18 protein-coding genes are annotated in these 18,016 nt (G+C 41.1%); 9 read left to right on the top strand and 9 right to left on the bottom strand.

Annotation, left to right across the window (positions count from 1 at the left end):
• Window positions 1-60: 60 nt before the first annotated feature.
• Window positions 61-1,830, bottom strand: a complete 1,770-nt coding sequence (gene aspS / locus ACXAFE_RS05250) for an aspartate--tRNA ligase (protein ID WP_010560446.1) — start codon at window positions 1,828-1,830, stop codon at window positions 61-63.
• A gap of 173 nt (window positions 1,831-2,003) precedes the next feature.
• Here aspS and ACXAFE_RS05245 point away from each other — a divergent pair, with 173 nt between their 5' ends.
• Window positions 2,004-2,852: a DUF72 domain-containing protein gene (locus ACXAFE_RS05245; protein WP_475149584.1), complete on the top strand. Its 849-nt coding sequence runs from the start codon at window positions 2,004-2,006 to the stop codon at window positions 2,850-2,852.
• Window positions 2,853-2,858: 6 nt separating this feature from the next.
• Entirely contained in the window at window positions 2,859-3,389 is a 531-nt protein-coding gene (locus ACXAFE_RS05240) for a M48 metallopeptidase family protein (protein WP_475149582.1), read from the top strand.
• A 17-nt stretch (window positions 3,390-3,406) separates the two neighbouring features.
• On the opposite strand, the gene ACXAFE_RS05235 is transcribed toward ACXAFE_RS05240, so the two are convergent.
• The 3 genes from ACXAFE_RS05235 to ACXAFE_RS05225 form a co-directional block, all read right to left on the bottom strand.
• Entirely contained in the window at window positions 3,407-4,153 is a 747-nt protein-coding gene (locus tag ACXAFE_RS05235; RefSeq protein WP_054978426.1) for a zinc-dependent metalloprotease family protein, read from the bottom strand.
• A 23-nt stretch (window positions 4,154-4,176) separates the two neighbouring features.
• Window positions 4,177-4,914 (bottom strand): hypothetical protein, encoded by a 738-nt coding sequence (locus ACXAFE_RS05230; RefSeq protein WP_475149579.1) that lies wholly within the window; start codon window positions 4,912-4,914, stop codon window positions 4,177-4,179.
• A gap of 166 nt (window positions 4,915-5,080) precedes the next feature.
• Entirely contained in the window at window positions 5,081-5,767 is a 687-nt protein-coding gene (locus ACXAFE_RS05225; protein WP_394226617.1) for a DUF3334 family protein, read from the bottom strand.
• A gap of 496 nt (window positions 5,768-6,263) precedes the next feature.
• Between ACXAFE_RS05225 and cmoA the strand changes: the two genes are divergently transcribed.
• The 5 genes from cmoA to ACXAFE_RS05200 all read left to right on the top strand — a co-directional run bounded on the left by cmoA (window position 6,264) and on the right by ACXAFE_RS05200 (window position 10,539).
• The gene (gene cmoA / locus ACXAFE_RS05220; protein ID WP_475149575.1) at window positions 6,264-6,986 is read left to right on the top strand and encodes a carboxy-S-adenosyl-L-methionine synthase CmoA; all 723 of its coding nucleotides are present in this window, start codon (window positions 6,264-6,266) and stop codon (window positions 6,984-6,986) included.
• 11 nt (window positions 6,987-6,997) lie between these two features.
• Complete coding sequence (gene cmoB, locus ACXAFE_RS05215) at window positions 6,998-7,966, top strand: tRNA 5-methoxyuridine(34)/uridine 5-oxyacetic acid(34) synthase CmoB (protein ID WP_475149570.1); 969 nt, start codon at window positions 6,998-7,000, stop codon at window positions 7,964-7,966.
• Between the two features lie 191 nt (window positions 7,967-8,157).
• On the top strand, window positions 8,158-9,198 hold the full coding sequence (gene purM / locus ACXAFE_RS05210; protein WP_475149566.1) for a phosphoribosylformylglycinamidine cyclo-ligase: 1,041 nt from the start codon (window positions 8,158-8,160) through the stop codon (window positions 9,196-9,198).
• Complete coding sequence (purN, locus tag ACXAFE_RS05205) at window positions 9,198-9,836, top strand: phosphoribosylglycinamide formyltransferase (RefSeq protein WP_475149563.1); 639 nt, start codon at window positions 9,198-9,200, stop codon at window positions 9,834-9,836. The genes purM and purN overlap by 1 nt, the downstream gene beginning before the upstream one ends.
• Window positions 9,787-10,539 (top strand): DUF3108 domain-containing protein, encoded by a 753-nt coding sequence (locus tag ACXAFE_RS05200; protein WP_475149560.1) that lies wholly within the window; start codon window positions 9,787-9,789, stop codon window positions 10,537-10,539. The genes purN and ACXAFE_RS05200 overlap by 50 nt, the downstream gene beginning before the upstream one ends.
• A 124-nt stretch (window positions 10,540-10,663) precedes the next feature.
• Here the strand turns inward: ACXAFE_RS05200 and ACXAFE_RS05195 are convergent, their stop codons facing one another.
• From ACXAFE_RS05195 to ACXAFE_RS05185, 3 genes are all read right to left on the bottom strand, one after another.
• The gene (locus ACXAFE_RS05195; RefSeq protein WP_054978418.1) at window positions 10,664-11,428 is read right to left on the bottom strand and encodes a class II glutamine amidotransferase; all 765 of its coding nucleotides are present in this window, start codon (window positions 11,426-11,428) and stop codon (window positions 10,664-10,666) included.
• Window positions 11,429-11,503: 75 nt separating this feature from the next.
• Window positions 11,504-11,974: a DUF4124 domain-containing protein gene (locus ACXAFE_RS05190; protein WP_475149557.1), complete on the bottom strand. Its 471-nt coding sequence runs from the start codon at window positions 11,972-11,974 to the stop codon at window positions 11,504-11,506.
• Window positions 11,961-12,386 carry a hypothetical protein gene (locus ACXAFE_RS05185; RefSeq protein ID WP_475149555.1) on the bottom strand — a complete coding sequence of 142 codons (426 nt, stop codon included), beginning with the start codon at window positions 12,384-12,386 and terminating at the stop codon, window positions 11,961-11,963. Before ACXAFE_RS05185 ends, ACXAFE_RS05190 begins: the two co-directional genes overlap by 14 nt.
• A 217-nt stretch (window positions 12,387-12,603) precedes the next feature.
• Here ACXAFE_RS05185 and fadE point away from each other — a divergent pair, with 217 nt between their 5' ends.
• Together fadE and ACXAFE_RS05175 are read left to right on the top strand one after the other, a co-directional pair.
• The gene (gene fadE / locus ACXAFE_RS05180) at window positions 12,604-15,054 is read left to right on the top strand and encodes an acyl-CoA dehydrogenase FadE (protein ID WP_475149550.1); all 2,451 of its coding nucleotides are present in this window, start codon (window positions 12,604-12,606) and stop codon (window positions 15,052-15,054) included.
• A gap of 87 nt (window positions 15,055-15,141) precedes the next feature.
• The gene (locus ACXAFE_RS05175) at window positions 15,142-16,287 is read left to right on the top strand and encodes a hypothetical protein (RefSeq protein ID WP_475149544.1); all 1,146 of its coding nucleotides are present in this window, start codon (window positions 15,142-15,144) and stop codon (window positions 16,285-16,287) included.
• A 4-nt stretch (window positions 16,288-16,291) separates the two neighbouring features.
• Here the strand turns inward: ACXAFE_RS05175 and ACXAFE_RS05170 are convergent, their stop codons facing one another.
• Together ACXAFE_RS05170 and ACXAFE_RS05165 are read right to left on the bottom strand one after the other, a co-directional pair.
• The gene (locus ACXAFE_RS05170) at window positions 16,292-17,377 is read right to left on the bottom strand and encodes a DUF6136 family protein (RefSeq protein ID WP_475149538.1); all 1,086 of its coding nucleotides are present in this window, start codon (window positions 17,375-17,377) and stop codon (window positions 16,292-16,294) included.
• Entirely contained in the window at window positions 17,370-18,002 is a 633-nt protein-coding gene (locus ACXAFE_RS05165) for an ABC transporter ATP-binding protein (protein WP_475149533.1), read from the bottom strand. The genes ACXAFE_RS05170 and ACXAFE_RS05165 overlap by 8 nt, the downstream gene beginning before the upstream one ends.
• Between the last annotated feature and the right edge of the window lie 14 nt (window positions 18,003-18,016).

The raw sequence follows: 18,016 nt of genomic DNA, 5'->3' as shown, positions 1-18,016 counted from the left end.
TTTGCAAGCAAACAAAAAAGGCGCACGTTAACGTGCGCCTTTTTTTAGATTTGGTAACGATTACTCGTCAGCAGCCTCAACCACAGATACACCTAGTTCAACAAGTGCATCTGGGTTTGCAACGCTTGGTGCATTTGTTAATAAACATGATGCTTGCGTTGTTTTCGGGAACGCAATTACGTCACGGATATTTTCAGTGCCACATAGCAACATGACTAAACGGTCTAAACCAAATGCTAAACCTGCATGTGGTGGTGTACCGTACTTAAGTGCATCAAGTAAGAAACCAAACTTGTCTTCTTGCTCTTGCGCTTCAATGCCTAAGATACGGAATGCCGCTTGTTGCATATCATTGTTATGAATACGAACAGAACCACCACCTACTTCGTAGCCATTAAGTACCATATCGTACGCGTCTGAAATCGCTGCTGCTGGGTTTGCTTCTAGTTCAGCCGCAGAAACGTCTTTTGGTGCAGTAAATGGGTGGTGAACCGCGTGCAATGTGCCTTCATCGTCTTCTTCAAACATTGGGAAATCAACAACCCAAAGTGGTGCCCACTTTGTTAGGTCAGTAATTTCAAGATCTAAACCAATTTTCAAACGAAGCGCGCCCATTGCTTCGTTAACAACATTGCGCTTGTCGGCACCAAATAAAATGATGTCGCCTGTTTGCGCATTAGTGCGCTCTAGTAATTGGCTGATCACCTCTTCATTTAAGAATTTAGCAATTGGTGATTGTACGCCTTCAACGCCAGCTGCAAGGTCGTTCACCTTCATCCATGCTAAACCTTTCGCGCCGTAAATGCCGATGAACTTAGTGTATTCATCAATTTGCTTACGTGAAAGTGATGCGCCACCTGGCACAGTAAGTACCGCTACGCGGCCTTTTTCATCGTTAGCAGGACCTGAGAAAACTTTAAACTCAACGTCTTTAACTAAATCCGCAACATCAACTAATTCCATTGGGTTACGTAGATCTGGCTTATCTGAACCAAAACGGCGCATTGCATCTGCGTACGACATAGTTGGGAATGTACCAAGATCAACGTTTAGTAGCTCCTGCCACATATCTTTGATCAGCTTTTCAGTCATTGCGCGCACTTCGTCAGAGCTCATAAATGACGTTTCTAAATCGATTTGAGTGAATTCAGGCTGACGGTCAGCACGTAAGTCTTCATCGCGGAAACACTTAACAATTTGATAGTAACGGTCAAAACCCGACATCATTAATAACTGTTTGAAAAGCTGTGGCGACTGAGGCAATGCGTAAAAACTACCATTGTGTACGCGGCTTGGAACTAAATAGTCACGTGCACCTTCAGGAGTCGCTTTAGTAAGCACGGGTGTTTCAATATCTAAGAAACCGTTATCGTCTAAGAAACGACGAACAAATGATGACGCTTTAGCACGTAACTTAATGCGCTCGCTCATTTCGATACGACGAAGATCTAGATAGCGATACTTCAAACGCATTTCTTCAGAGTTTTGCTGATTAAAATCAAGTGGTAGAGGTTCTGAACGGTTAATGATCTCTAACCCTTTACCTAAAATTTCTACTTCACCTGTCGCCATATCTTTGTTGATTTGGCTTTCTGGGCGAGCACGTACAATACCCGTTACTTTTACACAAAACTCGTTACGTAATTGGTTAGCGGTATCCATTAAGCCTTCAACGTCTGGATCAAATACCACTTGCACTAACCCTTCACGGTCGCGTAAGTCGATAAAGATTAAGCCACCTAGGTCACGGCGTTTATTGATCCAACCACACAGTTCGACCGTTTGTTCTACGTTTGATTTATTTACTTGTCCGCAATATATAGAGCGCATATCTATCCTGTCCGTAAAAGACTTATCAATTATTCGAGCACATAATCGGCTCGAAATTAGTCATCACTAAAAAATAAACGCCAATTATACTTAAGCGCTTTAAAATTGCGAGTGTAGAGAGTAAATTCCGTCTTTGATAAACTACAAAAATTGCTCATCAAATAATTTTCTAAATGCTGTATTTAGGTTGCCCACAGTGGTCCAGTAATCACTGGAAAGGTCGAGTGTTCACACGCCACTGTAAAAATAGTGAAATGCTTACGCAATATGCCCAAATTTTTAATACTGTTGAGGGCAATACCAGCTTTTACGCCGATCCTACGCCAACAGCAATTAATAACTGGTATCAAAGCACTGGTGATGAATTTCGCTTTACCTTTAAAATACCGAAGCGTATTTCACATCAAATGGCGCTAGAAGGCATAAATCAAGCGCTCAAAGATTGGCTCACCTTATTTGAACCCTTAAATCCAAAAATAGGTTCTGTAATGCTGCAGTTGCCCAAATCATGTTCGCCCGCTTATATGCCACGAATTGAGCAATTTATTCAAATTTGGCCAAAAGATATTCCATTATCCATTGAAGTAAGACACCTTGGCTTTTTCCAAAAAGACGATAATGAAAAGCGTTTTAATCAGCTGCTCATGCGTTACAATGTTGACCGCATTATAATGGATACCCGAGCACTCTTTTCTGAGCCTGCAAATACAGATGCGATTATTGATGCGCAAAATAGAAAACCACGCGTGCCTGTAAACGTTATCGCAACCGGAGAAAAGCCGATTATCCGTTTTGTTGGTTGTTCGACATTAAAAAATAATCACAGCTTTTATGCACCTTGGGTCAAAAAAATAAAACAATGGCAAAGTGAAGGTAAAACACCGTATGTATTTTTTCATACTGCCGACAACCACGACTCAGCCCAACTTGCCCGTCAATTTTGCCAAGATGGTGGCTTTAACCATACTGTGTTAGCGCCTTTTCCTGCGCAAACAGAAGCAAAACAAAACGACTTATTTTAGGTATTTATGTCAGCAATCGATAACACCTCACAGTACATGAATTACTTTAACGGTTACCCTGAGCCAATAAGAGCGCAGGTTAACACCCTGATAAGCTCAGGTAAGTTAATACAATACTTTAAGAAAAAATACCCAAGCGGCCATCAATATAATTCTGAAAAAGCGCTTTATGAATATACCAATACGTTAAAACAACAGTTTTTGAAAAATGCAGCAAAGTTGAACTCGGTAAAGTATGAAAAACGAAAAGACTTGGTGCTCAATGCACTTGGTACGCACACATTTAAACGACACGCACACGGTAAAAAGCTTAAAGCTCAGCACCATATCGCGGTGGCAAATCAATTAAAATATGCCCCTTTAGAGGTTTTAAAAGCGTTAGTCGTTCATGAACTCGCGCATTTTAAAGAAAAAGACCATAACAAGAGCTTTTACAACTTATGCTGTCACATGCAAGCAAACTATTTTGAATGTGAATTGGATCTACGCTTATTTATGGTGTTGTGTGATAAAGGAGAGAATTTTTACTCTCCTTAACAGGGATGCTTTAAAAATTATTTAAAGCTAGCGATTTGGTCGCGCACAGCATTTACGGTTTTGTGCGCGTAAGATTGGCCCGTCACGCCATACGGGTAACTACCAAGACTCCAATTTGGGTTAGAAAAATAGTCGTACTGTGTTGCACTACCAAACACATGTGGATACGCCATAATTGAAGCAAATACATTTTGTACGCCATGCCCCATACCATCAACATATACGCCACCACGCGTATCACCCTGCTTACGCGAGTGCGCTAATCCCATATTGTGGCCAAGTTCATGAACAAAGGTCGTAGCACCACAATCTACCGCTGTGATGCTATACATTAGATCACTTGACGAATTGTATAAGCGACCGTTGCTGCCTTGACCAACCCACGCAATACCGCATGAAATTAAACCCGAATTATCACCCACAGCTTGACTAGTACCCAGTAATGCAACCATATCTGCACGTGTTTGGTTACGGTAATTTTGAATGCTTGAACTGTTTGTTAATGAACGTAACATGCCTTCCGTTGGCTGTGCGCTTACATTACCAATACTTGAAGAGCCTACTAAGCGTAGCGTAATGTTATTGCCATTTTGGCTATACACCTGATTTGAAAACGAGATTAACTGGTTGATTTTAGTGTTAATGTTGCCCGTTTTACGCGCCGCTTCATCTGTGTATAACACTGCAATATCAATTGTTGCTGCATAAGCGTTAGACGCAAGTAAGGCTGCCGCTACTGCAGCCGATTTTACCATTTTCTTCATTTTGATTTCCCTTTTAGATTGGCTTATTTGCCATTATCGACCACCGAAATGGGGTCATGATTATGTGATGACGCGTGGTCATCGCTATCACCTTGGTTTGGCATATGCTCAACATGATTTTTATAAAGATCACGTTTAGCGGCTATCCAACCATGCTGATTTTTAGATTCAAATGCATAGTTACCTGACGGTACCGTAAATTGGCCGTATAGCGCGTCACTACCAACCGTCAGCACGGTATTATGAAAACGCCCATCGCCTCCCACCACTAAGGCATGAACACTTTTATCCCCATTGGGAAAGACCGTTACTTTAGTGACTTCCGCTGAAAATTCTTCAGCCGTTTGTGGTATTGCCATATCAAACGTATTGCCCTCTTCAAGCGCCCGTAACGCGTCAAGATCAAATTCAACATAATGCTCACCGCTTAAATCAGAAGGAATGAGCCCTGCATCGGCTAAATAGTGTTTTGCCTCTGGAGACGATTTGATGATATTGCTGTAATGACTTTTTGTTTGCTCAGGCATGTCGGCGTCTTGCGGCTTTGCTGGCTGAACTGTGAATTCTTTTTCATCCGTGGTAACGTCTTTTCCTGCCCCTAAAGTGCCAGCGGCGAGCACTAATTCGCTTGGCTGTTCTGTAGCAACAACCACAGACTCAACTTGCTGAGCAGGCTGCGTGTGCTCATCAGATATTCCGTATACATAGGCAGCCCCCACAACGAGAGACACAAGGATTAAAATCACTAATTTAATTTTCATAAGTCACTTTGCATTTATCTATTTTGGGTACAAAATATTAAAGAAATGACCAATAAACAACCATCTGTTAACAGTTGTTTACCAAGTTCATTATGAGGAACAATGATTTAGCTGCAGATACAAAAAAGGCCTCACGAATGAGGCCTTAATAAATTGGTAAAAGGCTTTACAAACCAAGGTCTGCCATAAAGTCGTCATCAATATCATCGTTTGCCGATGATTTTACTTCAGTCTTCTTTTTTGTTGGCTTTGCTTTTTCACTGGCAATAATATCGTCTGGATCAACGGCTTCCGCAATATCAAAATCATGCAGTTTAATAAACTCGGTTTTATCCATTGCGAGTTCTAGGTAAAAGATATTTTGATCTTCTGTAGTAAACGTGACACGGCGTGCTTGCGGTCTATCCATGGTGGTATCAACAGAGATTTGAACTTGCTTATTAATTGCCATCATTTTTGGCTGGTTCTGCGTAATGGATGTGTGTAATTGCTCACGTACCTTATTGGTAAAATCACCAACAACTTGGTTCATAAGCTCACCAAGCACATTTGATACGTCGTCTGATAAGTGGCTCTTAGCAATCTCACTCTCTGGCATGCCCATATTACGCATATAGTCGCCATAAATTTCCATCGCAGCTTGCGCGGTGAAGTTTTTCACCACAAGACCAGTAAAGCCACCGTCAAACAGCACAAAGCAGCCGATATCGGGGCGCATACAGGTGCGTGTTATTTTCTGCACCATGGCAGAATAGGCGATTTTATTGTTGGTCGCCGCCGACAGCACTTCGGTTACGGATTTACACAAGGTCGCTAAAATATCTTCGGTACTAATTGTATTATTTTTTCTCATTCTTACTCTACCTAGGGTCTGTTGATCTTTGCTGTTCTATTTTTGTTCTCTTTGAGCGTGCTTTATATCGTGGCGCTCGATGTGTGGCCTAGCAATCTAAGCGAATATCGAGCAAAGCTTCCGCGTCCTGCTCTCGCCCCTTACCTACATCCATGTAGGCAACAATGAGAAAAGTACGCTCAAAAGAACCGTTCGGCAGTGCTTGGTTGGGTTTTCTACTATGTTATCAGCTGACTCACATAGAATAACTATGCCACGCAGCCTCTGCCTTGTATAAAACCCAATCAAACTGCTGCAAAAACGAACTTAAAAGGTCAACAGACCCTAGAACTGCAACTATATTGAGTATAGACAGCAAACTACACCTAATTAACAAAAGAGAAAACTAAATTTTACTAAAAACATCAAAATTTTAATTAATGATTGTGTGAAGGCACTGACTAATGACAAGAAAAAACGTAAAATATGCCGATTAAAAGCTTGAGAGATCACGCAAGTGAGTAAAGACAATATTTACGCAAACCAACAAGCGGTTAAAGATTTTACCTTTGATGAACGCGTTGTTGAGGTATTTCCAGACATGATCCAGCGCTCCGTGCCTGGCTACGCAACTATTGTAAGCACAATGGGCAAACTTGCCGGGCAATATGCGCAAAACAATTCCAATTTATATGATTTAGGCAGTTCCCTTGGCGCGGTAACGTTGAGCATGCGCCGTAATATCGATAAGCAAAACTGCCAAATTATCGCGGTTGATAATTCTGCTGCCATGGTTGAACGCTGTAAACTTCACCTTGAGGGCTTCCGTTCAGATGTACCGGTCACTGTTGAATTAGCCGACATCAACGAAATTGAAATAAGCAATGCATCTGTAGTGGCGCTCAACTTTACGTTGCAGTTTATTCCACAGCCTCAGCGTTTTGCCTTGTTAGAAAAAATATACCAAGGCTTAAAACCAGGTGGTGTGTTATTACTGAGTGAAAAAGTAAAAGGTGGAAATACCTTAGTGGATGATTTGCTGATTGACCTTCACCACGATTTTAAACGTGCAAACGGTTACTCAGAGCTTGAAATAAGTCAAAAACGCAGCGCAATTGAAAATGTAATGCGCCCAGAAACACTCAATGCACATTTTGAGCGCCTATCAGAGATTGGCTTTCAACACACCCAAGTGTGGTATCAGTGTTTTAACTTTTGCTCAATGATTGCAATTAAATAATAGGTTTAAAAATGAATAACTGGTTTACTGATTTTTACGCAGCAATTGCAAAATCACCATTAAGTCATTGGTTAGAAACACTGCCAGCGCAGCTTAGCCACTGGCAACGCGAAGCGCAGCATGGCGACTGGCCAAAATGGGAAAAAGTACTTAAAAATCTACCTGAGTCAAATACCAAGCACATTAACATTCAAGATAAAGTTGAGTTTGGCGACGCATCAGAGCTAAGTGATGGGCATACTAAACAACTTGAGCATTTGCTAAAGCGTATGATGCCTTGGCGTAAAGGCCCATTCACCATTCATGGCTTGCATATTGATACTGAGTGGCGCAGCGATTGGAAGTGGGATCGTCTATTACCGCATATCTCAGATTTAACCAATCGCACTGTGCTCGATATTGGTTGTGGCTCTGGGTATCACTTATGGCGTATGCGCGGCGCTGGTGCTGAATTTGTTGTGGGTATTGACCCATCGGATCTGTTTTTAAGCCAATTCCAAGCGATTAAGCACTTTAATCCAGACCCAAATGTGCATCTTTTACCGTTGGGCGTAGAGCAATTACCAGGGTTAAAAGCGTTTGATACGGTATTTTCGATGGGGGTGTTATATCACCGTCGCTCACCAATTGATTTTCTGTCGCAATTAAAAGCACAATTGCGCCCTGGTGGTGAGTTAGTGCTTGAAACCTTAGTGGTTGAAGGCGATGTAAATACCGTACTAATGCCAACTGACCGCTACGCAAAAATGCGTAATGTTTGGTACATCCCTAGCACCGCAGCATTAACCTTGTGGTTAGAGCGCGTTGGTTTTAAAAATGTACGTGTGGTAGATAATGACCAAACCTCACTTGATGAACAACGTAAAACCGATTGGATGACCACAGAGTCACTCGCCGACTTCCTTGATCCAAACGATGTAAACAAAACCATCGAAGGCTACCCTGCTCCGCTTCGTGCCATCTTAATTGCCAAAGCCTAAGCGTGCTCACACTCTAAGTTACTCTCAAGCAAGCGATTATTTGTTTGCTTGAGAGCCGCCCCCTACACTTCTTTAAACTTCTTGGACAAATGTCCTCATCCAGTTGCAATAAATGTGGTAGCAACGCGTGAAATCAGGTAAAATGCGCGCAATTTTTTATGCAACCCACATGCAACCGTTAAGGAATTTCCGTGAGCGAACAGAAACAATCTTTAAGCTATAAAGATGCAGGCGTAGATATCGACGCTGGTAACGCATTAGTTGAACGTATCAAAGGCGTAGTTAAGAAAACTCGTCGTCCAGAAGTAATGGGCGGCATTGGTGGTTTTGGCGCACTTTGTGAACTACCAACTGGCTACAAAGAACCAGTACTTGTTGCAGGTACCGACGGTGTTGGTACTAAATTACGTTTAGCAATTGACCTTAAAAAGCACGATACCGTTGGTATCGACTTAGTTGCTATGTGTGTGAACGATTTAATCGTTCAAGGTGCTGAGCCACTATTTTTCTTAGATTACTACGCAACAGGTAAACTAGACGTTGATGTTGCTGCTGACGTAGTAACGGGCATTGGTAAAGGTTGTGAGCTTTCTGGCTGTGCTCTTATCGGTGGTGAAACTGCTGAAATGCCTGGCATGTACGAAGGTGACGACTACGATATGGCAGGTTTCTGCACAGGTGTTGTTGAGAAATCAAAAATTATCGACGGCACTAAAGTAGCCGCAGGCGACCAGCTAATTGCGCTTGCATCAAGCGGTCCACACTCAAACGGTTATTCATTAATCCGTAAAGTACTTGAAGTGTCTGGTGCTGATACAAATGCTGAGTTTGAAGGCAAAACATTAGGTGAGCACCTAATAGAACCTACACGCATTTACGTTAAATCAATTTTAGAACTACTAAAAGATGTTGACGTTCACGCGCTATCACACATCACAGGCGGTGGTTTCTGGGAAAACATTCCACGCGTATTACCTGAATCTGCAAAAGCAGTGGTTAAAGGTGATAGCTGGCAGTGGCCTGCAGTTTTCAACTGGTTACAAGAAAACGGTAACATTGAAACACACGAAATGTACCGTACATTTAACTGTGGTGTTGGTATGATTTTAGTTGTTCCGGCAGATAAGCTTGAGCAAAGCTTAGCAGTCTTAAAGGCACAAGGCGAAGATGCATGGCACATTGGTGAAATCCAAGCTGCTAGCCAAGGCGAAGAGCAAGTAGAAATTATCTAATGACTAGCAAAATCGTCGTTTTAATTTCTGGTAGCGGCTCGAATCTTCAAGCTATTATTGATGCGGTTAAAGCAGGTAAAATTAATGGTGAAATCTGTGCGGTTATTTCTAACCGTCCAGATGCTTATGGCCTTACCCGCGCTGAAAATGCCGGCATCGAAACGCTTGTGCTTGACCATAAAGCATTTGATAGCCGTGAAGACTATGATGCAGCGTTAATGAATAAAATTGACGCTTTTAGTCCAGATCTAGTTGTATTAGCTGGTTTTATGCGTATCCTAACTCCAAGCTTAGTGCAAAATTATTTAGGAAGAATGTTGAACATTCATCCATCTTTGTTGCCTAAGTACCAGGGTCTGAATACCCACCAAAGAGCATTGGACGCAAAAGACAAAGAGCATGGAGTTAGCGTACACTTCGTTACCGAAGAGTTAGACGGCGGTCCTGTTGTTTTGCAGGCCAAAGTTGCTATTGAGTCGGACGATACAGCGCAAACGTTAGCCCAACGTGTTCACCAACAAGAGCACATTATTTATCCTTTGGTGGTTCAGTGGTTCTGTGAAAAACGACTAACAATGGAAACAGATAATGCAGTTCTTGATGGCCAAGTTCTTCCAAAGCAAGGCGCTACAATCTAAATTTCTTATGGGTGCGGTACTTACCAGCGCCCTTTTCTCGCCATTTATTTCGGCAGCACCAACACAACTTCATTCATATCAAGCTGAATACGATATTCTACGCCAAGGTGAACGTCATGGCAGTGCATTTCGCCGCCTAAATGTGTCAGAGCAAGGCTGTGAGTTAAGTTATAAAAGCGATATCAAATGGATGATTTTCAATGATAAACGCTCAGAACACGCCGAGTTTTATTGTGCGAATGGTGATATAAAGCCATTAAGCTACGTGATGGAACGAACCGGAACGGGCCCTGATCGCAAGTACACATTAAATTTCAATCACGACAAAAAACAAGTGATGTCTAATCGCTCAAAGTACCCGCTTGAAATTAACTGGGAAACTGGCGTGCAAGATTTAATGACCTATCAAGCCAAAATGCGTTTGGATTTAATGGCAGGGAAAAAAGTATTTGATTACCCTATCGTCGACAAAAAAGGTAAAGCTCGCCACTATAAGTTTGAGATTTTAGGCACTGAAACCATTACACTGCCTTATGGTAATGTGGAAACAATTAAAGCCAAGCGCGTTTACAACAGCGATAAACGCCAAGCCTTAGCATGGTTTGCGCCAAGCATGGATTACCTGTTGGTACGTATGTGGAAAGGTGAAAAAGGCGTTGAGCAGTTTGATGTGCAACTAAAAAGTTACGAAGTAATAAAATAACTTAAATCAATTTAATACCGTAAAAAGCAGCGAACATTCGCTGCTTTTTTAATTCATTTATTTCGATAAAAAAACGACGCGGTGAATTACGTGTTTAACTCGACAAAATGAGAATCAATAGAGACTATACTGGCACGCCTAGCTTAAATAATACAAACTCACCACCGCTCATTTTATGCCACGATTCATTATTGGTAAGTGGCCTGGTTGCGATAACCGTCACGATGTCATTTGGTGTGGTTTCTGTTTTAAAATCAACAATCATATCTGCATCAATTAAACGCGCTTCGCCAAACGGTGCTTTACGGGTGATCCAATGTAAATTGTTTGAGCACACCGCTAATACGTATACACCATCGCTGAGTAGCATGTTAAACACGCCTTTTTCTTGCAGCTGAATTGCTAATTTTGCCGCATAACGAAAAACCGGTTTCATATCACTCGGCTTTTTCGGGTATTTTTTGCGAATTTCATCTAAAATCCAGCAAAACGCCAACTCACTGTCAGTATTGCCCACAGGTTTATAAAAATCAGGCTTTAAGTCTTGATAATTCGAAAGTTGTCCATTGTGCGCATAGGTGATCTCTCTGCCCCATAATTCACGTGTAAAGGGATGGGTATTTTCAAGGCACACACGGCCGCGATTGCCCTGACGAATATGACTTATTACCGAACAACTTTTTATTGGGTAAGCTTTTACTAATTTGGCAATCTCAGACGTGCAGCTAGGTTCAGAATCTTTAAAAGTACGGCATCCTTTACCTTCATAAAAAGTAATGCCCCAACCATCTTTATGCGGCCCTGTATTACCGCCACGCTCTAATAAACCTGAAAAGCTAAAACAAATATCCGTTGGCACATTCGCTGACATGCCGAGCAATTCACACATTGCACAACCCCATAATAAATTTAGTTAATTCTAACCATAATCTAAACTGAGTTAAAGTAATCTAAAGGCTATCTATTAGAGATTATCGAGTACTTTTTGTTGTTGTTTTGCGCGCATTTCAAGTTGCTTTTTAGCAAGTTCTGCATCTGTTTTAAGCGAATTAACGCGCTCGAGATAACTTTTATCGGTATCTTTGTGTTTGCGCGTTTTATCACCTGGCGACTGTGCCTCTTGCCATTCAACTTTTTCGGCAGGTAGCACCGTAAGCTCAGGTAATTCGGCTTGCTTAGCGCCTTCTATTGGTATATCTGAATAATGTGTAACGCCTTTTTCATCAACCCACATATACACATTCACCTGCTTTTCCTGCGTAGTGCTGATGTTTGGCAATTCAATATCATTAGGAATAATTGTTTTAACACGCTTTACTGAATGCAGTAGATCATTTACAGAAAATACAGTTTCGCCGTTTGGTAGTTTAATAACAAACAGTCCAATAATTGCTATTGCTAATAGCGTAAATACATAATAACTAAATCGTTTCATCTTCAAGCTCTCGGTATTCAAGCATTGCTTTATTATCAAGAAATAAAAAACCAGCCCAAGTAAACAAACTCGTGACCAAAGCAATTAACACTGTTGACGCTTCTCTTGGCAGTGAGAGTAAAACAAAGTATGCAGGTATAGATAACAAACAAAATACTGAAACTTCGCTAATTTTTAATATTTTTGAGAGAAACCAAATGGCAGCCGCTGAAATTACCGCGCCAAACAACATACCAAACGCATAAGAGATCAAACCATTTGCGTGCATATAATTTCCTAGTGGCAGATTAGTATAGCCAAGAACAAAAGCCACTATTAGCAAAATACTTGCTATACCAATAAATAAGCCAAGCGCATATTTAATTGAAATGAACGCTGATGAATTAATCTTGTCATGGATGACCGAAAGCATGTTAATTCCTTTTAAACACAAATAGATAAGTTTACAGACAAAATACTAACAATTATTTTATGAAAGCCATAGCTATTTCATGTGGTTAGCTATAATTAATATACTGCTTGAGTGCACATTTGTACGCTCAAAAAACCAATAATTTGTCTTGAATCTCTTGTACTGAAAAGCTAATCTTAAAGAGAATCTGGTCAGACCTCTTACAAGGATAATAACTATGACTGCTTTATTCGTACTCGGCTTGCTTGGTTGCTTAGCGATTGCTAGCTACCACAGAGCAAACTGGCATACCCATTTAACCGTTGCCGCTGCGGTATTGGTGATTGGCTCATTTATGGGCGCTTTCGCTATGATCAGCTGGCTAATTTTCTTAGCAATTGCAATTCCACTATCGGTGACAAGTATTCGTCGCCAATACATTGTTGAGCCTATTTTCAAAGCATTTAAAAAAGTGACGCCAAGTATGAGCGACACTGAAAAATCAGCGATTGATGCAGGTACAACTTGGTGGGAAGCAGATCTTTTCTGTGGTAACCCAAACTGGAAAAAAATGCACCAGTACCCAGTTCCACGTTTAACCGCCGAAGAACAGGCATTTATCGATGGCCCAGTAGAAGAAGTATGCGCCATGTTAGATGACTGGGAAGCAACCCATGAACTAACCGACTTACCGCAAGATGTTTGGCAATATCTAAAAGATAATAAATTCTTTGCCATGATCATCAAAAAGCAATATGGCGGTCTGGAATTCTCTGCATTTGCACAATCGTGTGTGCTGCAAAAACTAACTTCTAAATCAACGCTATTATCGTCTATCGTTGGTGTACCTAATTCATTAGGTCCAGGTGAGCTATTACAACACTATGGAACTAAAGAACAAAAAGACCACTACTTGCCGGGTCTTGCGAAAGGCGATGAAATTCCGTGTTTTGCGCTTACTTCACCGGAAGCAGGTTCTGATGCGAGCTCAATTCCTGATTTTGGTATTGTGTGCAAAGGTGAATGGAACGGTGAAGAAGTGTTAGGTATGCGCCTAACGTGGAACAAGCGTTATATTACGCTCGCGCCAGTTGCAACTGTGCTTGGTCTTGCATTTAAACTACGTGACCCTGATGGATTACTAGGTGATAAAGAAGATTTAGGCATTACTTGTGCCCTTATTCCAACAAATACACCTGGCGTTAAAATTGGTCGCCGTCACTTCCCGCTGAATGTACCGTTCCAAAATGGTCCGACACAAGGTGAAGAGGTATTTGTACCAATTGACTACATCATCGGTGGCGCAAAAATGGCTGGTCAAGGCTGGCGTATGCTGGTTGAGTGTTTATCAGTTGGTCGTGCAATTACACTGCCTTCAAACTCAGCAGGTGGTATTAAAGCGCTAGCAATCGCAAGTGGTGCTTACAGCCGTATTCGTCGTCAATTCCGTTTACCAATTGGTAAAATGGAAGGTATCGAAGAGCCATTAGCAAAACTTGGTGGTTATGCTTACAGCTCAGATGCTGCAGTTTCTATGTCGACAGGTGCGGTTGATTTAGGTGAAAAACCATCAGTAATCTCAGCTATTTTAAAATATCACTTAACAGAGCAAATGCGTGATTCAACCAAACACGCTATGGATATTCACGGCGGTAAAGGCATTTGTTTAGGTCCAAATAACTACCTAGGTCGAGGTTATCAAGGTGCACCAATTGCCATTACTGTAGAAGGTGCGAACATTCTAACGCGTAATATGATTATCTATGGTCAAGGCGCGATTCGTTGTCATCCGTTTGTGTTATCTGAGCTTGAAGCATGTAACATTGAAGACAAAGAAGCAGCACTTGCACAGTTTGATAAATCACTTATGGGCCACATTGGCTTTACCATTTCGAACTTTGCACGTACTGCATGGCTTGCCCTAACAGGCGCACGTTTTACTAAAACACCATACGATGATGAAACAGCATTATTTTACCGTACTGCAACACGTTACAGTGCATCGCTTGCGCTAATGTCTGATATTTGTATGGCGGTATTTGGTGGCTCATTGAAGCGTAAAGAGCGTATTTCAGCACGTTTAGGTGACTTACTAAGCTACCTATATCTAGTGTCAGCAACGCTTAAGCGTTACAACGATGAAGGTCGTCGTAAAGAAGACTTCGCACTTGTTCAGTGGAGCTGTCAAGACCACTTATACCTTTGCCAACGCGCACTTGCTGATCTTATCAACAACATGCCGTTTGCACCGCTTCGTGGTTTCTTAAAGCTAGTACTGTTCCCTTGGGGTCGTCCAATTCGTAAACCAACCGACGAATTAGAGCAAAAAGTAGCACGTTTACTGCAAACACCAAGCGAAACGCGCGGCCGTTTAGCACATAATATTTATGTTACTAACGAGCCATTAAACTTAATTGGTCGCCAAGAGCAAACGCTAAAAGACATTCTTGCTGTTGAACCTATCTTCGACAAAGTATGTCGTGCTAAAGGCGATAAGCTGCCATTCTTTGCCCTTGATAAAGTGGCAGAGATGGGACTTGAACTTGGTGCAATTACAAGTGATGAAGCTGAACAATTAAAAGCCGCTGAAGTTGGCCGTTTACAAGTTATCAATGTCGATGATTTTGACCCTGCTGACTTGCTAGCTGGTAAAGCTGCACATTCCGTAAAAAAAGTAGAAGCAGCTTAAGCAACCACTTGTTTAATAAAGCAACTTTGTAATAAACTAAGCCAGTGCCTATGCACTGGCTTTTTTATGTTTACGAATGGACTCAGAATGAACAAATCAACTAAATGGCTTTTTACATTGTTTTGTACACTAATCGCTATGTTGTTTATTTTCATAAATATTAAGTCTAAAAATGACACAGTTCATACTGATACAGCTGCTCAAACAGCACCGACTCCAAAAATACAACAGATCAGCCTGCCTCATGACACTTCCTCCTCCGTCGATAACTTTTTACCCCACCATAATAAAGAGAAAGCGCTAGCAATAAAAACCTGCGAGAAAGAACAAAACAACTTGATCCCCCGACAGATAATAGAAGATTATCCAGAAGCCAATTCGCTTTTTGACCGAAATAAATTACTACAATTACTATCAAGCTCTGATGTATTAATGGAAGCCGAAGTTGCTTACGCGTTAATGTCAGAGAATGATTTTTCAGCTAACTCACATCCAATATTAGACGCTTTTTTGAAATACCCAGACAGCAAATTACTTGCCTACTACACATTACTAGTATGCAATAGCATAGATTGTGAGCCTAAAACGATTGAACAAGCACTGCTTATGGATCACGATAATGGTGCAAGTTGGTTAGCCTATGCAAACCTCTTATCTAAACATAATAAATTTGAAGCTGTCACAACAGCCCTTAACAACGCCTCGAATGCAACCACTTACAACGAATATATTCTCGAGAAAATTGATATCTATGAACAAGCAATGCTGCAATTTGGCTTTGTCGACCATGAGCTCATTGCTCTGTCGTCAATCATAAATTTACAAGGGCATTCTTCGCCTGGGTTTGGTACCCTCGAATCGGTTTGTTCAAACGCCACACCCGATGATATTTCGTTAATAGACTCATGTCTCACTATTGGGCAAAGATTATCCCAATCGAAGAATACTTTAATCTCATCTGCGATTGGCACAGAACTGCAGAAAAACATGTATCAAAAACTTAATGATGAAACTGCTCTTGAATTTCTGAATGAGAACTCGTTAAACCACGGTCAGCTATTGCGACAATACATCAAAGCATCCAATGTTACCTGGAACAACAGGCTATTATTCAGAGAGTTTATTGAAGTACTTAAGAACAGCAATGAGGTAGACGCAACCAAGCACCTTATAAAAACGGCATTCGCAGTTAGTGCAGAGCCAAATTTTGACCCATGCCAAATCAACTGGTAAGACATCAAGGACGTATATAAAGCCAATAATTGACAGTCACTGCGACACTATTTACACCAAACCATGCGATAGCAAACAATTTAACATGCTTGTAAGCAGTATAAACACCCAGTAAAAGTGCAAAAAAGAATACCGTTAAGCTCATTAAATGCACCGTCATAAACTGCAAATAGACTAGGCCAACAATACCTAAAACTATCGGGGCAATAAACTGCGCTCGCAATAACGGCTTTGGGCTACCTAAACTATTTAGCCAAAGCTGATACTGTTTCACACACTCATTCTGATTTAATTGCTGACTTGAAGCAATGTAAACGATAAACGGCGAAATAAAACAATGAACAAAAAAACCTAAATCTGGCCGTTCTAAATTCAATACATTTGCACACACCCATAAGGCAACTAACATTAATACACGCCACCAAATTTCGGCAAAAGCATGCAAATGATAACTGCCCCAAAAACCGAGGTTAAACTTCGTCAGCCGTTTGAAAGCCAAGCTATTTGGCCAAAACGCAACGCCAACCAACAGTGCAATATAACTGGTTAACAACGAAAGTAAGCTTAAATCAAATAGCACTGGCAACAGAATGACCGCAATTACATGTAACTTTATTCGTGTAGGTTTGAGGGTGGCAACAAATCCACTGCCGAGCACACAAATGCAAAACAATACAAAATGAAGGCCTTGTTGCCATTTGCTCAAGTCTAACGATAACAACAAAGGCACACTCAGTAAGAATACCAAATTACCGGCTAAAGCTAACGTGTAATCACATAGCACACGCATTCCTTTGCTGGCAAATGAGCGTTGAAAAAGTCGGTGTTTTATATCAAGCGCACCTTTGCTCAATGCGACACTGAGCTCACTTTGCATAACGATTAATGCAACCGATAATAAAATACTTAACGAAGGGTCCTGCGTCATAACTTTGCCAAGCGCAAGGTAAATGAGCAGAATAAGTGCAGGAAAAGCGGTATACATAAACAGCGCTAAAATAACGCCTAATTGCTTTAATTGACCCAATTGTTCAGCAATGTAATGATGAAAAGCCGCAATGCGATATTCGAAAAATGAAAAATTACGCACTTATCAACGCCTGTACTTCAAATCCAGATTGTAAAAATGGCTCAGGCTCATGACTGGTTAAAATAACTTGGCCTTGAAACTCATCAATACACGCCAGCAGCACAGGCACACTTTTGTGCTCAAGTGCCGCAGTGGGCTCATCCAATAGCAACACTGAGGCTTTGCGCATAAACGCATTTATCAGTTGAAGCTTTTTAAGGTTACCACTTGAAAGGTTAATCACTTTAGTGTGTAAAAAGTCATTAAAGCCAAAGCGCTTAACCAAGCTTTCAAGATTGTCACACTCTTGATGCATAAGCGTTAAATCTAATACTTGTTTAGCTGTTAAAAACTCTGGAAAGATAATTTTATCACTCGCTAAAGCGACATTCGTTTGTAAAAACCGGGCATTGGCGCTTTGCTGTTGCAGTAAAATCTCGCCTTGTTGAAATGATTCCAACCCTGCAAGCATGGCTAATAGGGTTGATTTACCAAGGCCATTTGGTCCAGTAATTAAGACACGCTGAGAAGTAAATTGGCAGGTATAATCTGAAAACACAACTTTATCAAAATAAAGTTTAGTTAAACTGCGTATTTGAAACAAACGACCTTCCCTTTCATCTTGAATGCGTTTTGGTGTGCACATTTTGCTTATTTATG

The sequence above is a fragment of the Pseudoalteromonas sp. ABV4_021 genome, from assembly GCF_056159365.1.
This window is presented reverse-complemented; position numbering and strand designations above follow the sequence as displayed.

Excerpts from the sequence above, each read along its gene's own strand:
- ACXAFE_RS05190 (WP_475149557.1), bottom strand. The coding sequence starts at position 11,974 with ATGAAACGATTTAGTTATTATGTATTTACGCTATTAGCAATAGCAATT.
- aspS (WP_010560446.1), bottom strand. The coding sequence starts at position 1,830 with ATGCGCTCTATATATTGCGGACAAGTAAATAAATCAAACGTAGAACAA.
- ACXAFE_RS05240 (WP_475149582.1), top strand. The coding sequence starts at position 2,859 with ATGTCAGCAATCGATAACACCTCACAGTACATGAATTACTTTAACGGT.
- ACXAFE_RS05235 (WP_054978426.1), bottom strand. The coding sequence starts at position 4,153 with ATGAAGAAAATGGTAAAATCGGCTGCAGTAGCGGCAGCCTTACTTGCG.
- purN (WP_475149563.1), top strand. The coding sequence starts at position 9,198 with ATGACTAGCAAAATCGTCGTTTTAATTTCTGGTAGCGGCTCGAATCTT.
- ACXAFE_RS05225 (WP_394226617.1), bottom strand. The coding sequence starts at position 5,767 with ATGAGAAAAAATAATACAATTAGTACCGAAGATATTTTAGCGACCTTG.
- ACXAFE_RS05175 (WP_475149544.1), top strand. The coding sequence starts at position 15,142 with ATGAACAAATCAACTAAATGGCTTTTTACATTGTTTTGTACACTAATC.
- fadE (WP_475149550.1), top strand. The coding sequence starts at position 12,604 with ATGACTGCTTTATTCGTACTCGGCTTGCTTGGTTGCTTAGCGATTGCT.
- ACXAFE_RS05230 (WP_475149579.1), bottom strand. The coding sequence starts at position 4,914 with ATGAAAATTAAATTAGTGATTTTAATCCTTGTGTCTCTCGTTGTGGGG.
- ACXAFE_RS05200 (WP_475149560.1), top strand. The coding sequence starts at position 9,787 with ATGCAGTTCTTGATGGCCAAGTTCTTCCAAAGCAAGGCGCTACAATCT.
- ACXAFE_RS05195 (WP_054978418.1), bottom strand. The coding sequence starts at position 11,428 with ATGTGTGAATTGCTCGGCATGTCAGCGAATGTGCCAACGGATATTTGT.
- ACXAFE_RS05245 (WP_475149584.1), top strand. The coding sequence starts at position 2,004 with ATGCTGTATTTAGGTTGCCCACAGTGGTCCAGTAATCACTGGAAAGGT.
- cmoB (WP_475149570.1), top strand. The coding sequence starts at position 6,998 with ATGAATAACTGGTTTACTGATTTTTACGCAGCAATTGCAAAATCACCA.
- ACXAFE_RS05185 (WP_475149555.1), bottom strand. The coding sequence starts at position 12,386 with ATGCTTTCGGTCATCCATGACAAGATTAATTCATCAGCGTTCATTTCA.
- ACXAFE_RS05165 (WP_475149533.1), bottom strand. The coding sequence starts at position 18,002 with ATGTGCACACCAAAACGCATTCAAGATGAAAGGGAAGGTCGTTTGTTT.